At 68.6% G+C, this 16,064-nt stretch carries 19 protein-coding genes and 1 tRNA gene; 9 read left to right on the forward strand and 11 right to left on the reverse strand.

All coding sequences use genetic code 11. From position 1 onward, the window contains the following. Positions 1–60: 60 nt before the first annotated feature. Positions 61–525 carry a DoxX family protein gene (locus tag OID54_RS12160; protein ID WP_329027445.1) on the forward strand — a complete coding sequence of 155 codons (465 nt, stop codon included), beginning with the start codon at positions 61–63 and terminating at the stop codon, positions 523–525. Positions 526–828: 303 nt separating this feature from the next. After that, complete coding sequence (locus OID54_RS12165) at positions 829–1,482, forward strand: DedA family protein (RefSeq protein WP_329018139.1); 654 nt, start codon at positions 829–831, stop codon at positions 1,480–1,482. Here OID54_RS12165 and OID54_RS12170 read toward each other — a convergent pair. The 3 genes from OID54_RS12170 to OID54_RS12180 form a co-directional block, all read right to left on the reverse strand. Continuing rightward, positions 1,439–1,690, reverse strand: a complete 252-nt coding sequence (locus OID54_RS12170; RefSeq protein ID WP_329018141.1) for a DUF2277 domain-containing protein — start codon at positions 1,688–1,690, stop codon at positions 1,439–1,441. The two genes, OID54_RS12165 and OID54_RS12170, sit on opposite strands and share 44 nt — an antisense overlap. Positions 1,691–1,694: 4 nt before the next feature. Next, positions 1,695–2,159, reverse strand: coding sequence for a protein-tyrosine phosphatase family protein (locus OID54_RS12175; RefSeq protein ID WP_329027446.1), 465 nt, complete (start codon positions 2,157–2,159; stop codon positions 1,695–1,697). A gap of 215 nt (positions 2,160–2,374) precedes the next feature. Next, positions 2,375–3,190, reverse strand: a complete 816-nt coding sequence (locus tag OID54_RS12180; RefSeq protein ID WP_329018144.1) for a DUF3592 domain-containing protein — start codon at positions 3,188–3,190, stop codon at positions 2,375–2,377. Positions 3,191–3,447: 257 nt separating this feature from the next. Here OID54_RS12180 and OID54_RS12185 point away from each other — a divergent pair, with 257 nt between their 5' ends. The 3 genes from OID54_RS12185 to OID54_RS12195 all read left to right on the forward strand — a co-directional run bounded on the left by OID54_RS12185 (position 3,448) and on the right by OID54_RS12195 (position 4,913). After that, a complete protein-coding gene (locus OID54_RS12185; RefSeq protein ID WP_329018146.1) occupies positions 3,448–3,594 on the forward strand; it encodes a hypothetical protein in 147 nt (48 codons plus the stop codon). A 267-nt stretch (positions 3,595–3,861) separates the two neighbouring features. Beyond that, positions 3,862–4,026 (forward strand): hypothetical protein, encoded by a 165-nt coding sequence (locus OID54_RS12190; RefSeq protein WP_329018150.1) that lies wholly within the window; start codon positions 3,862–3,864, stop codon positions 4,024–4,026. 66 nt (positions 4,027–4,092) lie between these two features. Beyond that, a protein-coding gene (locus OID54_RS12195) for an IS5 family transposase (protein WP_329013717.1) occupies positions 4,093–4,913 on the forward strand; the annotation gives its coding sequence in 2 pieces (ribosomal slippage) (positions 4,093–4,453 and positions 4,453–4,913; 822 coding nt in all). A gap of 21 nt (positions 4,914–4,934) precedes the next feature. On the opposite strand, the gene OID54_RS12200 is transcribed toward OID54_RS12195, so the two are convergent. The 5 genes from OID54_RS12200 to OID54_RS12220 form a co-directional block, all read right to left on the reverse strand. Next, a complete protein-coding gene (locus OID54_RS12200; protein ID WP_329018153.1) occupies positions 4,935–5,117 on the reverse strand; it encodes a hypothetical protein in 183 nt (60 codons plus the stop codon). 164 nt (positions 5,118–5,281) lie between these two features. Beyond that, entirely contained in the window at positions 5,282–5,500 is a 219-nt protein-coding gene (locus OID54_RS12205; protein ID WP_329018156.1) for an FmdB family zinc ribbon protein, read from the reverse strand. 9 nt (positions 5,501–5,509) lie between these two features. Beyond that, positions 5,510–6,112 (reverse strand): DUF4383 domain-containing protein, encoded by a 603-nt coding sequence (locus OID54_RS12210; RefSeq protein WP_329018160.1) that lies wholly within the window; start codon positions 6,110–6,112, stop codon positions 5,510–5,512. Positions 6,113–6,187: 75 nt separating this feature from the next. Next, the gene (locus OID54_RS12215) at positions 6,188–7,564 is read right to left on the reverse strand and encodes a hypothetical protein (RefSeq protein ID WP_329018162.1); all 1,377 of its coding nucleotides are present in this window, start codon (positions 7,562–7,564) and stop codon (positions 6,188–6,190) included. A 99-nt stretch (positions 7,565–7,663) separates the two neighbouring features. Further along, positions 7,664–8,479 (reverse strand): DUF4097 family beta strand repeat-containing protein, encoded by an 816-nt coding sequence (locus tag OID54_RS12220; protein ID WP_329018164.1) that lies wholly within the window; start codon positions 8,477–8,479, stop codon positions 7,664–7,666. 243 nt (positions 8,480–8,722) lie between these two features. Between OID54_RS12220 and OID54_RS12225 the strand changes: the two genes are divergently transcribed. The 4 genes from OID54_RS12225 to OID54_RS12240 all read left to right on the forward strand — a co-directional run bounded on the left by OID54_RS12225 (position 8,723) and on the right by OID54_RS12240 (position 10,801). Beyond that, a tRNA-Val gene (locus tag OID54_RS12225) sits at positions 8,723–8,797 on the forward strand. Between the two features lie 261 nt (positions 8,798–9,058). Beyond that, entirely contained in the window at positions 9,059–9,703 is a 645-nt protein-coding gene (locus OID54_RS12230; RefSeq protein WP_329018167.1) for a dihydrofolate reductase family protein, read from the forward strand. Continuing rightward, positions 9,700–9,864, forward strand: a complete 165-nt coding sequence (locus OID54_RS12235) for a hypothetical protein (RefSeq protein ID WP_329018170.1) — start codon at positions 9,700–9,702, stop codon at positions 9,862–9,864. The genes OID54_RS12230 and OID54_RS12235 overlap by 4 nt, the downstream gene beginning before the upstream one ends. A 289-nt stretch (positions 9,865–10,153) precedes the next feature. Then, on the forward strand, positions 10,154–10,801 hold the full coding sequence (locus OID54_RS12240; protein ID WP_329027448.1) for a DedA family protein: 648 nt from the start codon (positions 10,154–10,156) through the stop codon (positions 10,799–10,801). A gap of 91 nt (positions 10,802–10,892) precedes the next feature. On the opposite strand, the gene OID54_RS12245 is transcribed toward OID54_RS12240, so the two are convergent. The 3 genes from OID54_RS12245 to OID54_RS12255 all read right to left on the reverse strand — a co-directional run bounded on the left by OID54_RS12245 (position 10,893) and on the right by OID54_RS12255 (position 15,788). Then, a complete protein-coding gene (locus OID54_RS12245; protein WP_329027449.1) occupies positions 10,893–11,726 on the reverse strand; it encodes an HAD family hydrolase in 834 nt (277 codons plus the stop codon). Between the two features lie 56 nt (positions 11,727–11,782). After that, positions 11,783–14,392: a phosphoribosyltransferase domain-containing protein gene (locus tag OID54_RS12250; protein WP_329018173.1), complete on the reverse strand. Its 2,610-nt coding sequence runs from the start codon at positions 14,390–14,392 to the stop codon at positions 11,783–11,785. 232 nt (positions 14,393–14,624) lie between these two features. Beyond that, the gene (locus OID54_RS12255; protein WP_329018175.1) at positions 14,625–15,788 is read right to left on the reverse strand and encodes an HpcH/HpaI aldolase/citrate lyase family protein; all 1,164 of its coding nucleotides are present in this window, start codon (positions 15,786–15,788) and stop codon (positions 14,625–14,627) included. Positions 15,789–16,064 lie beyond the last annotated feature (276 nt).

The raw sequence follows: 16,064 nt of genomic DNA on the forward strand, positions 1-16,064 counted from the left end.
ACTTGGGTCGATAGGTTCCCGTCCCCCCACACACGGAGTCCCCCCATGACTCAGAACTCATTGAGCACCAAGCTCGATCAGTCCCAGCCGTACGCACTGGGCCTCTTCCGCATCGTCATAGGACTGCTGTTCGCCTGCCACGGCGCCGCCTCCCTCTTCGGCGTACTCGGCGGGGCGCACGGCGGAGGCACCATCGAAGCCGGCACCTGGCCCGGCTGGTACGCGGCGGTGATCCAACTCGTCGGCGGCGGACTGGTGCTCATCGGCGCACTGACCCGCAGCGCCGCTTTCATCTGCTCGGGCTCGATGGCATACGCGTACTTCAAGGTCCACCAGCCCGAGGGCCTGTTCCCGCTGGAGAACGCCGGGGAGGCGTCGGCCTTCTTCTGCTGGGCCTTCCTCCTGCTGGTCTTCACCGGCCCTGGCGCATTCGCCGTGGACCAACTGCTCGGCTCTCGCGGTGAAACACGCGTGACCGCACGGGACCAGGACAGCGAACACCAGCGGAAAGCAGCCACCGCCTAAGGAAGGACCACATACTCGGCCACGACGAGGCCGAGCGGCCAGGGCGGTGCCCCCCACCTGAATCCGCCTTCGCACCATCGATTTCAGCAGCGCCTACGGCCTCTTCAAGTGAGGCTTTAGGCGCTGTTGACATCATGCCCACGGGTCTGAATCCAGACAGAAAGTGATGATCACAACAACGTTGGGCCCCGAGTGATCAAAAGGGGGACTTCCCGCGTACGCTGTACAGCTGTTACTGCCGCGCGCCAACGACCACAGTACGTAGCGGCAGGCTCACTAAACGGGGAATCGGGGAGAGACAAGGTGCTGGAAAGTCTGGGGTTCCTGACCGGCAGCCCTTGGATCTACGCGATCATCGGTTTGTCCGTACTGCTCGATGTGTTCCTCCCGGTGCTCCCGAGCGGAGTACTGGTGATCGCCGCGGCCACCGCAGCCGCCGCGGCCGGTTCCACTACGGCCACCAAGGTCGCCGGAGCGGCCGAAAAGGTGCCGCACGAGGTGCCCTCGCTCCTGATCCTGATCCTCTGCGCAGCCACGGCTTCCGTGGTCGGCGATCTGGTCGCCTACCGGCTCGCGCGCCGCGGCGGTGACCGCTTCGACCGGGCCATCGCCAAGTCACGACGGCTCACCAAGGCGCAGGCCAAACTCGGCACCGCGCTCAACCGCGGTGGCGGCGCACTCGTCGTGATCGCCCGCTTCGCACCCGCAGGACGCTCGCTGGTCTCCCTCGCGGCCGGCACGGCACACCGCAAGGTGAAGGAGTTCCTTCCCTGGTCGGCGCTGGCGGGAGTGGCCTGGGCTGGCTACAGCGTGGGCCTCGGCTACTTCGGCGGCCAGTGGCTGGGCGCCAGTTGGGTCGGCGCGGCGATCTCCGTGCTCGCGTTGTTCGGAGCAGGCGCACTCGCCGCGTTCGTCATGCGGCGTCCGACGCGGCAGCCCGCTCCCGAGACGGTTTAGCCCCTCTGATCTCCAACCCGTCGAGCAGCTTCTGCGTCGCTTCGGCTATCTCGTCGACGGCCCGGTCGAAAACCTCACGGTTGTGCTCGGCCGGCGCCCGGAAACCGGACACCTTGCGGACGTACTGAAGTGCGGCGGCGCGCACATCGTCCTCGGTCGCCTCGTCGGGCAGGACCGGTGGGCGGAGGGTCTTGATACTGCGGCACATGCTTTCAGTCTGCCTCTCTGGGACTCGATGCGTGGGGCAGCACAGGAAAATTCCGTACATATCTACGCTGCCACGGTGTTTCCACTGCATGTCGGTCATAGCCTGCGCGTACGAAGGCGACCGCCTCCTCGGGGGGACAACCGTCGAGGACCGCCACACAGGCGAGCGCCGTCCCGGTCCGCCCCCGACCGCCCTCGCAGGCGACCTCCACCCGCTCATGCGCTGCACGCTCCCACAGCTCGGCGAAGAGCTGTCGGGCCAGCTCACGATCGCGCGGCAGCCGGAAGTCGGGCCACGGCAGCCAGCGGGACTGCCAGGCCACCTCGGGTGGCTGCCGCCCCAGCAGGTACACGGCGAAGTCCGGGGTGTCCCCGTCGGGCAGCGGCCGTCGCAGACCACGCCCGCGGATGGTCCTCCCGGAGGGCAACCGCAGCACACCCGGCGCATCCGGCGCCCAGGGGCCGCTCATCGAAGCCGACCCGGCGCCGCTGGTGACGCGCTCACACATCCGGTGGTCATCGGAGATCCGTCCTCGTTCCACACCGCTCGTCGGCCCGACCGTGGAGCCCGGGCCCGGTCTTCGGCGCACCCGGCCATGCCACAGCGCGCCAGTGAAAACCATACGATCATGAGATCGCGCACGTGGGGCGTTCACCGCCTTGCCGCACTCGGTGCGGTACCCGGCTACTTCTCCCGAGCGGGTGATCCACCGCCCATTGCGGGGACGCCAGCCACACTGATCGCATCGTGATCATCCGGGTCCTCGGGGTCGAACCAGACGGTGACACCATCCCGCACCTGCGGGACGCATGACCGGTCGAACAACTCGTAGCGGGTGACCCTGCGATCCGTACCACCACGGTCCGTGAACACGACGACGAACCGGATCCGCGGCCTGCCCCCCACCTCCGTCCCCGTCTCCGACACCTCGATGACTCGCCCGGTCGTGCACACTCCGCCGGCCATGACCTCGTGGGCACGGGCCTCCCGATGGGACTCACGGGCCGAGGCCGCCACGATGACGAGGATCCGTACGACGACGAACGCGAGCAGCAGCAGGGGTGCCCACCACTGTGCGGTCCATGCCGCCCACTCCCCCGGCCCCCAGGACACACCACGACGGCCCGCGCCATCGACGTCAGTGCCCGGGTCGGGTGCCAGCACCCACAAGGCACCGGCCCCGAGACAGAACCCGGTACCGACACTCGTACCGAAGACGGCCAACGGCACCACCGAGGCTGGCGTCCCACCCCACCCGTGCGCGAGCGCCGACCGCGCCGACCCATGGACCATCGGACCGAGGAACAGGGCGACGAAGGAGGCCCAGAGCAGCCCCGGAGTCCCGTTGGAGGGCTCGGTGTCGGGCGTCAGATAGAGCGAGCCGACTGGGTGGCGCGCAAGGTCGGCGATGGAGAGTCCGCCGAGGAACCAGACCCCGCCGTAGAGCAACAGCACAAGGCCCGTGACGGCCCCCGCCCGAAGGCGACCACGACCGATCACCGCCAACTCCCCTCGCTCCCGTACGACGGCACGATCGACGTGCCCACTCCCCACCCCCGACGGAGAGCGTTCGGCAGGACTCTAGGCAGCCCTGGTCGCCCTGGGAGGCACCCGCACTGCGAGGTGCCCCCTGCCCGACACCAAACGACCGTCCACGGCGGGGAACGCTCCGCCCCACCGCCCCGCATTCACCTGAGAGCATTCACCGGTGAGGCCCACGGGGCTTCAGCATCGCCACCGGCCCCAAGGAGCTCGATATGGCCGACTACCTCGGCGGGGTCGTCATCGCACTCGTCTGCACGGGCATCGGATACCTGCTGACGGACGATCTATGGGCGGCCACGAGCGGCGGTGTCGTCGCCCTCGTCACGGTGGTGGTCCCGCGCTTTATGAAGTCCCGCTGAGGCGCGCCCGGTTCTTCTTCCGGGTGGCAGGCCGGCAGAGAGCCCTCACAGCTCTGCACCTGGCGCAGGGGCACAGTGAACAGGGCGATGCCGAACAGTGCAGCGCCGGAGCCGGACGCGATTTCACGATGACACGGGGTACCACCACAGGGTGGCCAGGACGCCCGTTGCCGCGGACCGCTGCGCCGGGCGGGCACTCTTGGGAAACTCCTCCCGAAGCACCCGGCTGCACAAGCACCCGCCCCGTCTCACCCCGGAGGACCACCGATGACGGCAACGACGAACCGACTCGTCCTGTGCACACTGGCCAGCCTGATCGCCCTCGCCGCCACCACGCTCCTGGTCACCACCCCGATCTGGCTCTGGGTGCTCTGGGCAGCGCTGGCCCTGGTGACGGTGTGGGTTGTCGCCACGGACTCGCGCAGTAACTAAGAGGAGCTAACAGAAAGCTGTGGTGGAAGCCATGTCCTCTTCCCCTGGCGGATCGTTGGGCGGGGTATGGGGAAGGGGAATGGTCCGCCGTGGGTGGTGTCGGACGACCTGTGGATGCGGGTCGAGCCGCTGCTGCCGGTCAGGCAGCGCCGGTCGTGCAACCCGGGGCGGCTGCCGCTTGATGACCGCGGTTGCCTGCAGGGCATCTTGTTCGTGCTGCACACCGGGATCCAGTGGGAGTGGCTGCCGCAGGAGCTCGGGTTCGGCTCCGGAATGACGTGCTGGCGGAGGCTGCGGGACTGGCACGAGGCCGGTGTCTGGGACCGGCTGCACCAGCTGCTTCTCACCGAACTGCATCGCGCGGGGAAGCTGGACTGGTCCCGGGCGGTGATCGACGGCTCGCACCGCCAAGCCCGTCGGGGCGGCCCAAAACCGGGCCGAGCCCGGTCGACCGCGCCCGGCCCGGCTCGAAGCACCACATCATCACCGATGCCGTCGGCACACCGCTTGCCATCACCCTGACCGGCGGAAACCGCCACGACGTCACCCAGCTACTGCCCCTACTCGACGCGATCCCCCGCATCCGCGGGACCACCGGCCGGCCACGCCACCGTCCCCGGCAGCTGTTCGCCGACCGAGGCTACGACTACGACAAGTACCGCCGACTGCTGTGGAAGCGCGGCATCAAACCAGTCATCGCTCGCCGGGGCGTGCCCCACGGCTCCGGCCTAGGCACTGTTCGGTGGGTCGTCGAGCGCACGAACGCTTGGATTCATGGCTTCCGACGGCTACGGATCCGCTGGGACATCCGCGACGACATCCACGAAGCGTTCCTGAAACTCGCCTGCTGCGTGATCACCTACAGACGAGTCCAGGCATTGTGTTAGCTCCTCTAAGGCAGTTCTCCCTCACCCGACCCGTCGGGCGATCCGATCCCGCAACTCCGCGGCCACACCACCCTCATCGGTCCCGGCCTGAGCCAGCAGACCGAGAAGCACGACGACGGCCCGCGCCTCACCGGCGGTGAGCAGCGGCAACGGCTCCCCCGGCTCTTGGACGAGTTCTTCAAGGACTTCGGAAAGATCGGTCATGCCACGGTGAACGCAAGGACCGCGCCGCGGGTCACGCGCCGACGGACAGCAGCTTCAGCGGGCACGTCGGCACCTTGGCACTTTGGCACCTTGGCGCGGATCGTACGTGCCAAGGTGCCGGGTGATGCTTTCCGACGGGTCGTACGGGTCCGAGGAGGCGCTGGTCAGCCGCAGCAGCCCCCGCCGCAGCACCCACCGCCACCGCCGCCGCCCGACTGCGGTGCGGGTGCCGCGGAGGTCCCTCCCACGGCGACGGTCGACAGCAGCTTCACGGTGTCCTCGTGCCCGGCAGGACAACTCGCCGGATCGGAGGACTGGGCCATGGGCCGGTTCACTTCGAAGGTGTCGCCACAACTGCGGCAGCGGAAATCGTAACGAGGCATGTGCTCAGGCTACGCGGTCGGTCCATGGCCCCCTTCGGCCCTCGACCGGGCCAGGGCGTCCGCGGCATCAGGCGTGGTCGCTGCCATGTCCGCGCTGGGTCCGCGCTGCTCGGGATGTCTGGCCCGCCAGTAGGGATTGTCGTGCGGCAGCGTCGAACTAACCCTCCCGTACATGCCGAAGAACATCAGCAGCACACCGACGACAAAACTGAACAGCACGTTCTGGATCTCGAACGCCAGCGGGTTGAAGCTGGTGTCCAACAGCGCCAGATTGATGAAACCGCTCCCGATGAACGCAACGCCGAGCACCATGTTCAGCGTCGAGGCGAAATTGCCGCCGACGACCATGCCGACGAACAGCAGCACTCCGACGCAGATGGACAGCACGCTCAGCGCACCGTTGGTGTTCAACCCGGCGACCGTGTCGCCCTGGGTGTCGAAGAAGCCGATCTTGTCGATCAAGCCCAGAATGCCGAAGACCAGCAACAACAGACCCATCAGCCCGGCGCCCACACGGTAGACGCGGCTCAGCCGGTGATCCACCGGAAGGTGCTCGTCGAACCGGACCCGGCGCGAACGGGAATCCTTGCGATGCAGTACGTGTGCGGCCATGTCCGGCCTCCTTGAGTACGTACCCGTACCACCAAGCATCCGCCAGCGGCCCGCCCCGGACAACTGCGACCCGGCTCAGCCGGTCCCGGAGCCGCGCTCCTCACGGATCTGCTCGACGACCCGAGCCGCGGTACGCCGCACCGCTTCCGTCTCGGTCAGGAAGTGCCAGTAGTCGGGGTGGCGGCCGGAGAGCGAATCGACGGCCCGCTGAAGCCGGGCCACGGCCTCGTCGAGCGGGCGCGCATGACGGACGTCCGGGGTGTTGCGACCGGCCATCGCGAGCCGCTGGGCGTCCCGCACGGCGAAGCGCGTGCGATCGATCTCCTGCTGCGGATCCTCGGCGACCGCATTGAGCCGCTGAAGCCGCTCACCAGCGGCGGAAACCGCCTCGTCAGTGGTGTTCAGCAGGGCACGGACGGTACTGAGCAACGCCGTGGCATCCGGCCAGCGCTGCTCGTCCCGGGCCTTCGCGGCCTCGCTGAGCTTCTCCTCGGCCTGGTGGATGTTCCGCGCGGCCTGATCGGGGACGGGCTGGAGGTCCTGCCAGCACTCCGCGGAGAACCGTCGCCGCAACTCGCTCAGGATCGGCTCGACGGACTCGGCCCGCGTGGTCAGGGCCTGGGCCCTCGTCCGCAACGAGACCAGACGCTTGTCGATCTCCGCGGCCCGCTCGGGAAGCCGCTCTGCCTCCGCCCGCACGGACTCGGCGTCACGCAGCACCCGGTCCGCCCGGTGGATGGTCTCCGCGACGCCGTGCTGCCCCGCGCCCTGGTTGAGCTTGGTGAGCTCCGGCGCAAGGCTGGCGAGCCGACCGGCCAGGTCAGGCGCCCGGAACCCCGATTCACGCACCGCATCCAGAGCGTTGCTCGCAGCCAGCAGCGCGGACCTCGCCCGCTCCACGGCCGGAACGAGCCGCGCGAGCTGTGTCTCGGCCTTGTCGAGCAGCGGCCCCAGCCCGGCGGCGAACCGATCCAGCTCGGCCTTGACCCGCACCAGCTCGTCCTTGGCCCGGTTGAGACCACCACGAGCCCTGGAGGCGACGGCGGCCTCCAGATCGTCCCGATCAAGATCATGCGCATCGACGGCGCCGATGTACTGATGGCTCGCCTCGTCGATCCGTCCACCGAGCGCCGTGAACTCCGCGACCGCCCGCTGCGCCGCGGGCGAGTCGTCCACCGCCGTGATCGTCTCGATCGAGATCCGAAGATCGCGTTGTGCCGTGTCCAGGTCGTAGAAGGCGGCTGCCGCGGCGTCCTTCGCCGCCTGCGCCTCGGCCCGCTGGCTCTCGGCGCGCCCACCGAACCAACGACGCTGTCCACCACCGGTGAACGAACCGGGCAACACGGCGACCGCGAGCGGCAGCGGCAACCACACCAACCCGATGAGATCGAGGACACCCCGGACGGCATTCGCACGCGCTCTTCCCTGCGGCTGCGTCTGTGTCGCCGTCACATCCCTCTCCCGTGCTGCGTCGCCGTACCTGGTTCATTGTCCCACCAGGTAATGACGAACACACGGGTCAGATGGTTCGCGAACGCCCCACGACTTCGATCATCCGGCCAGTCGGATCTTGACGGATCCGTTGTCGCTGCGCGCGTTCACCACCCGGGCACTCTCGGCGTCGGTGGGCACGTCCACCCGGGTGGAGCCGTTGTCGGACTTGGCCTCCACGGCGTATGGAGCTCCGGCGCGCTGGAGCCTGATGTCGATGTCCCCGTTGTCGCACACGGTCTCCAGCCACTCCGGTACGGCCCCGGCCTTCAGGGCGATCCTGACGGCGCCGTTGTCCGACTCGGCCTTGATCCGCTTGCCGGAGACACCCTGGGTGGACACCGTGCCGTTGTCGGTCCTGAGCGCTAGATCGCCGGACGAGTCACGCACGGTGATGTCGCCGTTGTCCGACTTGATCTTCAGCGGTGTGGTGAAACCACTAGCGGTGACACCACCGTTGTCGTCCTCGACGGTGACGGCGACCCCCCGCGGAACCTTGATCGTGTGCTGCGCCTGGCAGTCGCTGGCCACAGCATCGCAATCCAGCCGCAGGGTAAGCCGCCCGTCCACCATCTTCCAGGAGGGTTCCGGCCCACTGCCGATGAAGACCCATCCGTCGACCTGCCGGGTGACCTCGACGTCCTTGACATCATCGGAGACGACATTGATGGAGGAGTTGTCACTGTCGATGGTCAACGACTCCCCGTCCAGGGGAAACGACTTGCGCTCTACCGGAGCCGCATCCGCGTCGGCGCTCCCACAGCCGACCAGAGCGAACAACAACCCACCACCTCCGGCGAGCGCCACGAGCCCGCGTCCGATCCGGGACCGCCGACGGGCGGCGATGGTGGTGGTGCGCGTCGGGCGTGCGGCCATGGTGATCGTTCCCCTGCTGCTCTGACTGGTGTGTCGGGCTGTTCGGTCCGGTCCGCCCGATGTCCTCCTACGCTAGGCAGCCCGGAACCCCTCGACGATCCGGCCGCCTACCGTTTCCGAGGTGGGGATAGCCCCCCACCACCACTCCTGCCGACCACCGGTCGAGCCAGTCGCCCCGATGAGCCTCGCTGCCGGCGTTTGCGGGACGGGCCCCTTCGCCATGTACGCTGTTGCCTCATCCACGGGTGCGTAGCTCAGGGGTAGAGCGCTGCTCTTACAAAGCAGATGTCGGCGGTTCGAAACCGTCCGCGCCCACCAGTAGGAACTAGCAGGTGAGAGCCTGTTTACGGCCCTCCGGTCATCGCGACCGGGGGGCCTTTCCTGTGGCCAGATGCCACAGGAAGTCCACATCCCCACGTGACCACGCTCGTTGCCGTGTTCATATGTCTCTGAGCGCGCGGATATTGGGCCAGGAGTCAACACCCCGAAGGCTCCCATTGACCGGCCACAAAGGGAGCGATGAGTTTGACTCGCCCAAAGAGTCTCACCACCGTTATCGCCCCAGCACAGGAGGAACGCGTGGCTCAGCTACTCAGAGTCCAGAACTTCAACGTCTCAAGTGACGGCATCGGTGCCGGTGACGACCAGACCCTTGAGAGGCCGTTCGGTCATGTCGATCCCGGGAGGCTGTTCGCCTGGGCCGGCGCCACGGCGAGCTGGCCCATGCGCACCGACCCCGGGGGGAGCCGGGGCCTGGACGACTACCTCACGCGGGACTACGCGCGCAACATCGGCGCCGAGATCATGGGCCGCAACAAGTTCGGTCCCCAGCGCGGGCCCTGGCAGGACCATGAGTGGCAGGGCTGGTGGGGTGACGAGCCCCCTTTCCGTACCCCGGTGTTCGTCCTGACCCATCACAAGCGTCCATCGTTCACGCTCTCCGACACCACGTTCCACTTCGTCGACGGGGACCCTGCCACGGTTCTCGAACAGGCCCGGGAGGCGGCGCAGGGCAAGGACGTCCGGCTCGGCGGCGGGGCCACCACCATCCGGCAGTTCCTCGACGCGGACCTCGTCGACACTATGCACGTGGCGGTCTCGCCAGTGGAGTTCGGATCCGGAGTACGGCTCTGGGAGTCCCCCGATGAGCTGCTCGACCGGTTCCACCTGGAGGTCGTACCCAGCCCCAGCGGAGTGGCGCACCACTTGTTCTGGCGAAAGTGACCGTTCCTCAGGGCAGCTCCGGGCCGCTGTTCTCGGTGCCCGGAGCCGCCCTGTCCTGTGAGCGTCACCCGACCGTGGATCCGGGCGCCTCCCAGACCCGCGAACAACTGACGGCACTACCCGGGCTCTCGTCCACCTGTGGTGGCCGGGCCAGGCCCTGAAGGTCGGGAAGCTCGCACCGGAAGCCGTCAGAGGGGCCCGGAGCCGTCAGCGGGGTATCTCGGCTCGATGAGGACCCGCAGTGAGGTCCGTTGCGTCTCGTGGTGCCCCGGTCCGCGTCGATCGACCGCGTATCGACCGTAGGGAAGGGTCCGTCCCGCTGCCCTCGCCATGATCCAGAACATCAGCCAGCCATGAGTCCCGCACACTGGGGTAGACGCGCAGCATGGGCCGAGGCCCTCTTCAGACTCCCTTCAGCTGCGGTTTTCTAGCGTGGAGCTCATGGATCACATGATCGTTAGCAGTGCGGCGGGCCTGGAGAGCAGTGCTCCCGGCTGGGTCAACAGCATGATGGAGACCCTCGGTGCGCCGGGGGCGGGCATACTGATCGCCCTGGAGAACCTCTTTCCTCCGCTGCCCAGCGAGGTGATCCTGCCGCTGGCCGGTTTCGCCGCCAGTACGGGACACATGGGGTTGATCGCCGCCCTGTTGTGGACGACCGCCGGATCGGTGGTCGGTGCGCTCGCCCTGTACGGCATCGGAGCGCTGCTCGGTCGGGACCGTACGGTGCGTATCGCGGCGAAACTGCCGCTGCTGAAGGTCTCAGACATCGAGCGCACGGAGGCTTGGTTCGCCCGGCACGGCGCCAAGGCCGTCTTCTTCGGCCGGATGATTCCGGTCTTCCGGTCGTTGATCTCAGTTCCGGCCGGTGTGGAGCGGATGCCGCTCCCGCTCTTCCTGACGCTCACGACTCTCGGCAGCGCGATCTGGAACACGGCGTTCGTCCTGGCGGGGTACGCGCTGGGCGAGAACTGGGAAGAGGTCGCGGGATACGTCTCCACCTACTCCAAGGTGGTGTTGATCGCCGCGGTGGTGGGTGTACTGGCGTTCATCGTGGTGCGGATGATGAAGCCGGGCGCCGGCTCCCGCCGCAAGTAGCGACCTCACCGAGGACCACCCAGCAACGCCCGACGGTTCCCGCGGCGAGCGACCGACGGGGCTCCGATGGAGCCGTCGGTCGCTCGTGCGCTCAGCCTGCCAGGAACCTGCGGATGATCTCCTCGCCCGCCAGTACGCCCGACTCCGCCAACGCCTCCACATGGGGAGCGCTCCAGCCGGAGTCCGCGAGTTCACCGTGGCCGGGCCGCCAGCCGCGGTCCGCCGCGAGCAGCAGATCGGCGTCGAGCAAGGAGTCACCGGCCGCGAGCACCCGCTGCGCCCCGGTGCGCCGGGCCACCTCCCGCACGGCAGCGCTCTTGGTGAGCGGCTGCGGTACGGCGTAGATCTTGCGGCCCTGGAGGGAGACGGCCCAGCCCCGAGGGCCTGCCCAGGCAGCGAGTTCCTTGATCCAGTCGGCGGGGAGCAGTTCGCGTTCGACGACGAGGTACGCGAAGAGGTCCTCGGCGACGCGTTCCTTGCGCAGCCAAGCCGGGTCGGAGGTCGCGATCAGATGGGCGCGCACCTCGGCGAGGGGGATGCACTCATCGGCGAGTCGAGCGGTCACCTGCCGCTGCCAATCGGGGTCGGAGACTCCGTCGACGAGGATGTGGCCGCCGTTGGCGCAGATGGCGTACCGGGGGGTGGGGACGGGGAGCCGGATGCGCGCGTACTGCTCCCGGGTGCGCGTGGTGGCCGGTACGAAGTCGGTCTCGTCGGCCAGTCGCGTCAGCAGTGCGGCTGCCGTCTCGGTGAGGTACGACAGGGGCCCGCCCTGGTAGACCTCGACGCACAGCAGCCGGGGGGCCTCAGCGTCGGGCATGGTGAGGTGGAGGGCTCGGGGCGAGTAGATCAGGGTGCGGTCGAGGTCGCTGGCGACCAGCGGGCGTCCGCTGCCCGACGCGTCGGCCGATGCGCTCGCGGCCATGTTGTCGGGGCCCTTCTCGACGGTGTCGTGGTGCGTTGTCCGGTGTTGGGATGTGCTCACGGGGACGTCACCGCCTTGCCGTCGGCACCGGTCGCGCCGCGCGTGTACTGGGGGTGGATGAGCCCCACACAGCTGTAGGGGAGGTCGTCGACCTCCTCGACGGGTACGCCGCGCTGGTCGGCGAGGAGCCGTATGTGATCGAGGTCGGCGCCGGCACCGGCGCGGGCGAGGATCTTCCAGGGGACGCGCCGCAGCAGCACGCGGGTGGTTTCGCCGACGCCCGGTTTCACCAGGTTCACATCGTGGATGCCGTACTCCTCGCTGATCCGCTCGACGGCCGCCCAGCCCTCCCAGGTGGGCGCACGGTCCATCGCCAGCAACTCCTTCACCTCCCCGTCCACGGGGCCCGTCACCTCGTCGAAGCGGGCGGCGATGGTGTCGAGGAAGTGTTGGGAGAGATCGGCATCGGCCAACTCTCGGTAGAACTTGGCGCCGTGGTAGTCATCGGCGCCGACCAGGTCGGACCGCAGAACCGTACGGGATATGAGTCCGGAGACGGTCGAGTTCAGACAGGCCGACGGGATGAGGAAGTCCTCGCGGGTGCCGTAGGTGCGGACGCAGCCACCGGGGTCGGCGAGCACGGCGATCTCCGGGTTGAAGCCGTCGAAGCGTGCGATCGCGGCGGCCAGTTCGCGGGTGATCGCGCCCTTCCCGGTCCAGCCGTCGACGAACACCACCGAGGCCGGGTCATGGCGGTCGGCGAGCCATCGCAGGGCATTGGCGTCGATGCCGCGCCCACGGACGATGGAGACGGCGTAGTGCGGCAGGTCGATACCATGCCGCCACTGGGCCCAGCGGCGCATCAGCACCCCGACCGGTGTGCCGGCCCGGGCCAGGGAGACCAGTACGGGACGGTCCGTCACGGCGGCCCGCTCGGCGAGCACGGTCTCGGTGACGACCCCGACGGCCTGCGCGATACGGACGGCCGAGGTCTCCAGGGCATTGTGGAAGAGCTGCTGGTAGTCGGCCGATGGCTGGTACTCGACGGGCAGCGACTCGGCGTAGTGAGCACCGCCGTGCTGGATCGCCTCCTCGCGCTCCTCCGTGGGCGCTTCGAGCTGTACGTCGGAGAGGTCCTGGAGCAGCCAGCCGACGTCCTCTGCGGCGTACGAGGAGAAGGCGGGGCCGCGCAGGGGCTCGGCAAGGGCCGAGGTGGAGGGCGTGGGCGCCATGGCTGCCCCTTCGGGTCGGTGGCTGGGGACGACCGCAAGGAACACCCGGGGGGTGTGGGCGGCGAGCCGGTCGAGGAGGCCGCCCGGAGCGTGGAGCTCGGCGGTGTCGGCGGTGGAGTCGACGACGGCGACGACAGCGTCGAACCCGGCACCTGCCACGTTGTAGGCGTAGCGCTCGCCCGGGCCGTCTGCGGGGTCGTCGTGGGCGGGGAAGGCGAGCGTGGTGCGGATGGCGTAGCCCGGATCGTCGACGGCGAGCACCGGTGAGCGGGTGGTGGTGGAGAAACGCACCTCGGCGGTGGTGAGGCGTTCCAGGGCTGTGCCCAGACGCAGGGGTGCGTACATCAGCTCCTCGAAGCCGAGGACGAGGACCCGCCGGGGGGCGTCGGAGGCCGGGGGCTGGGACGTTGCGGGCGGGCCGGTGGGTATGGAGTCCGGTGTCGTGGTCTCCAGACCGAGGGCGGCGGCAATGGTCCCGGCCATCGCGGGCAGGGCCGACTCCAGGCGGGCGCGATGCTCGGGTGTGAAGCCGTGGCGTCCGCCGTCGGGGAGGCCCGGGGGCCAGTCGAGGTCCACTCGGGCGGCGGCTCCGGCGCCCTCGGTCACTGCCTCACGGCCGGTGGGTGCTGCCTCACGGCCGGTGGGTGCTGCCTCACGGCCGGTGGGTGCTGCCTCACGGCCGGTGGGTGCTGCCTCACGGCCGGTGGGTGCTGTGGGTGCTGAGGGTGCTGTGGGTCCGGTGTGTTCGGCGACCAGGGCCTGCCCCTTGGCCAGGACGTCGGCCGGCAGCCCCACCGTGCCCTTCGCCGATGTCACCAGGTCGATCTGGGCATCGAGCTCGGCCGCCAGGGCCGCCAACCGTCCCTGGTCGGCGAGCGAGCGCAGATCCACCAGCGCCACCACCACATAGCGGTCCCTGGGATAGCGCTCGTGGAGTGCGCGGATGGTGTTCAGCACGGTGTTGCCGGTGGAGAACTCGTCGTCCACCAGCACCAGCGGACCCTCGCCCGCGAGCAGCTGCGGGTCCTCGGGGAGCAGGAGGTGCGAGGTGGCGTGGGAGTGGGATTCCTCGAATCCACCCGCCCGTGCCACCCCTTCGACTGGCCGGCGGGTGGAGTGCAGATAGGGGGCGAGGCCCACGCCGTCGGCCACCGAGTGGCCGAGGGCCGTCGCCGTCTCCGCGTAACCGAGGACGACCGCGCGGGACGATTCCTCGTCCCCCAGCAGGGCCCGGACCCGTACCCCGAGGTCGTGTCCCGCCCCGTGGACGACGGCGGGCGACTGGGGCACGTGCTTGCCCAGCACGTTCGACACCAGCAGATGGGCCCGTTTGGGGTTGCGGCGCAGGGCCATCCCCAACAGGGCGGGCAGTTGCGGATCACCTTCGAGCGTCACGCCGAGTCGCTGGGCGACCCATGATCCCGACCACTCCACGTCGACCGTCTCTCTCCCTCTGGTGCTCGCCGTCGTCGCGCTCTGCGCGGTCCGAGCGGCATTCGCAGTGTTTCCGGCCTTCGCTGTCATCCCAGCCTTCGCTGTCGTCGCGATCTGTGCGCACGGTATGGCCCCATGCAGGCTACGGCTACGGCCCCGGCGGACGGGCTGGGGCCAGGCCCCGGGCAGGTCAGGGCAGGTCGGGCAGGGCAGGTCGTCGTGTCGATGGCCCTCAAGCCGAGTGTCCGGCTGTCAGGAGCTCCACGAAACCGATGTCCTCCCTGGCCACACCGAAGACCTCCGCCCGCAGCAGGGTCCGCTCCGCCCACGCCCGGTGGGGTTTCACCTCGTTCATCTTGTTTGTGTACGCGGAACGCAGCACACCGCCGCCCTCCCGATCGGGGCGCAGGATGTCCCGGGCATCGCTGAATTCCTCGTGGCTGACCACGGAGAGCGCGTGCACCGGGACCACGTGCGTGGGGTGGATACAGGTCTTGCCTGTCAGACCATTGGCCCGGTCGAGTTCGATCTCGCGCAGAAGTCCATCGAGATCATGCCGAATAAGAGCGGTACGCAGCTCATCTGCGCGGCCTTCCATAAAGGGGCTGCGCCTGAGTTGCGGTTTGAACATGCGCTCCTGGACCCGGAAGTACTCCCACACCGGACCGGTCACCGTGTATCCCGTACCGTCGGCGCGGCCGAGGACATTCACCACGTCCGCGATGACCGAGGCCACGATCTTGACGTCGTACGCCGTCATATCGGGGCTGCGGCGCAGACCGTAGGCGGAGCAGAAATCGGTGACGCCGAGCCGTAGTGCCAGCACCCGGTCGCGGTATTTGTCGACGGTGCGGGAGATGCCTGCGAGCGTCTCACCCCGGGACTCCAGATGGAGCAGTTCGGGGGATTCCAGGACGGGCATCGCGAAGAGTCGCCGCCCGGTCGCCGCCTCGGCCGCAGCGAGCGCCTCCAGGAAGGGGACGCCCCGCTCCTCGGTGAATTTGGGCAGCACGAATCCCGACAGCAACCCGATGGATTCCCCCAGGCGAGTGGCCAGGTCAGGGATCTGCCGCGGCTCACGCACTCGGATGAAGAGCAGGGGCAGTTCATCACCGCGCGCATGGAGGTCGGCGAAGTGGTGGACGAGATTCTCCTCGGCGTCCGCCACCTCGGAGTCGTCAATGGAATCCTCCAGGCAGAGCACCATGGAGACCACTCCGCGCGCTACCTGCTTGTGGATGTCGTCAGCGAGTTTGGGACGGGTGGCCGGGCTGTAGAGCGTGGCGCCCAAGGCCACCGCGAGCGTACGGGCGGAGGAGTCGGCGGTGAAATCGCACGGCTCCTGGTGGAACAGACGCTCACGCACTGCGAGCGAAAGCTGCCCGAAATGACGCATGAAACTCCCCCGTACTGCTTGGCGGCTCACCTGACTGGTATGGCCGGTAATAGTACGTACGAAAGTGGCTCAAGAGTTCCCCGGGTCCATGAATTCCAGGTATCCCACATGCACCATGCATGTGTCTTTCCGTACCACTCCATCCGACGACACGCCGGGCTACCGCACGAGTCTCCCGCGACGATCGCTCGGAAAGCCCCGTTCAAGTGTCCATCCGGGTGGCGCTCGCCGCGCGCAGCGAGGGCCCCACCGCCCGGAACTGCTACTTCCGCGCGG

The sequence above is a fragment of the Streptomyces sp. NBC_00690 genome (assembly GCF_036226685.1).
Taxonomy (GTDB): domain Bacteria; phylum Actinomycetota; class Actinomycetes; order Streptomycetales; family Streptomycetaceae; genus Streptomyces.

Coding starts and splice junctions, on each gene's coding strand:
- OID54_RS12240 (WP_329027448.1), top strand. CDS start 10,154: ATGATCGTTAGCAGTGCGGCGGGCCTGGAGAGCAGTGCTCCCGGCTGG.
- OID54_RS12175 (WP_329027446.1), bottom strand. CDS start 2,159: ATGAGCGGCCCCTGGGCGCCGGATGCGCCGGGTGTGCTGCGGTTGCCC.
- OID54_RS12255 (WP_329018175.1), bottom strand. CDS start 15,788: ATGCGTCATTTCGGGCAGCTTTCGCTCGCAGTGCGTGAGCGTCTGTTC.
- OID54_RS12200 (WP_329018153.1), bottom strand. CDS start 5,117: ATGACCGATCTTTCCGAAGTCCTTGAAGAACTCGTCCAAGAGCCGGGG.
- OID54_RS12185 (WP_329018146.1), top strand. CDS start 3,448: ATGGCCGACTACCTCGGCGGGGTCGTCATCGCACTCGTCTGCACGGGC.
- OID54_RS12220 (WP_329018164.1), bottom strand. CDS start 8,479: ATGGCCGCACGCCCGACGCGCACCACCACCATCGCCGCCCGTCGGCGG.
- OID54_RS12245 (WP_329027449.1), bottom strand. CDS start 11,726: ATGGCCGCGAGCGCATCGGCCGACGCGTCGGGCAGCGGACGCCCGCTG.
- OID54_RS12170 (WP_329018141.1), bottom strand. CDS start 1,690: ATGTGCCGCAGTATCAAGACCCTCCGCCCACCGGTCCTGCCCGACGAG.
- OID54_RS12205 (WP_329018156.1), bottom strand. CDS start 5,500: ATGCCTCGTTACGATTTCCGCTGCCGCAGTTGTGGCGACACCTTCGAA.
- OID54_RS12210 (WP_329018160.1), bottom strand. CDS start 6,112: ATGGCCGCACACGTACTGCATCGCAAGGATTCCCGTTCGCGCCGGGTC.
- OID54_RS12190 (WP_329018150.1), top strand. CDS start 3,862: ATGACGGCAACGACGAACCGACTCGTCCTGTGCACACTGGCCAGCCTG.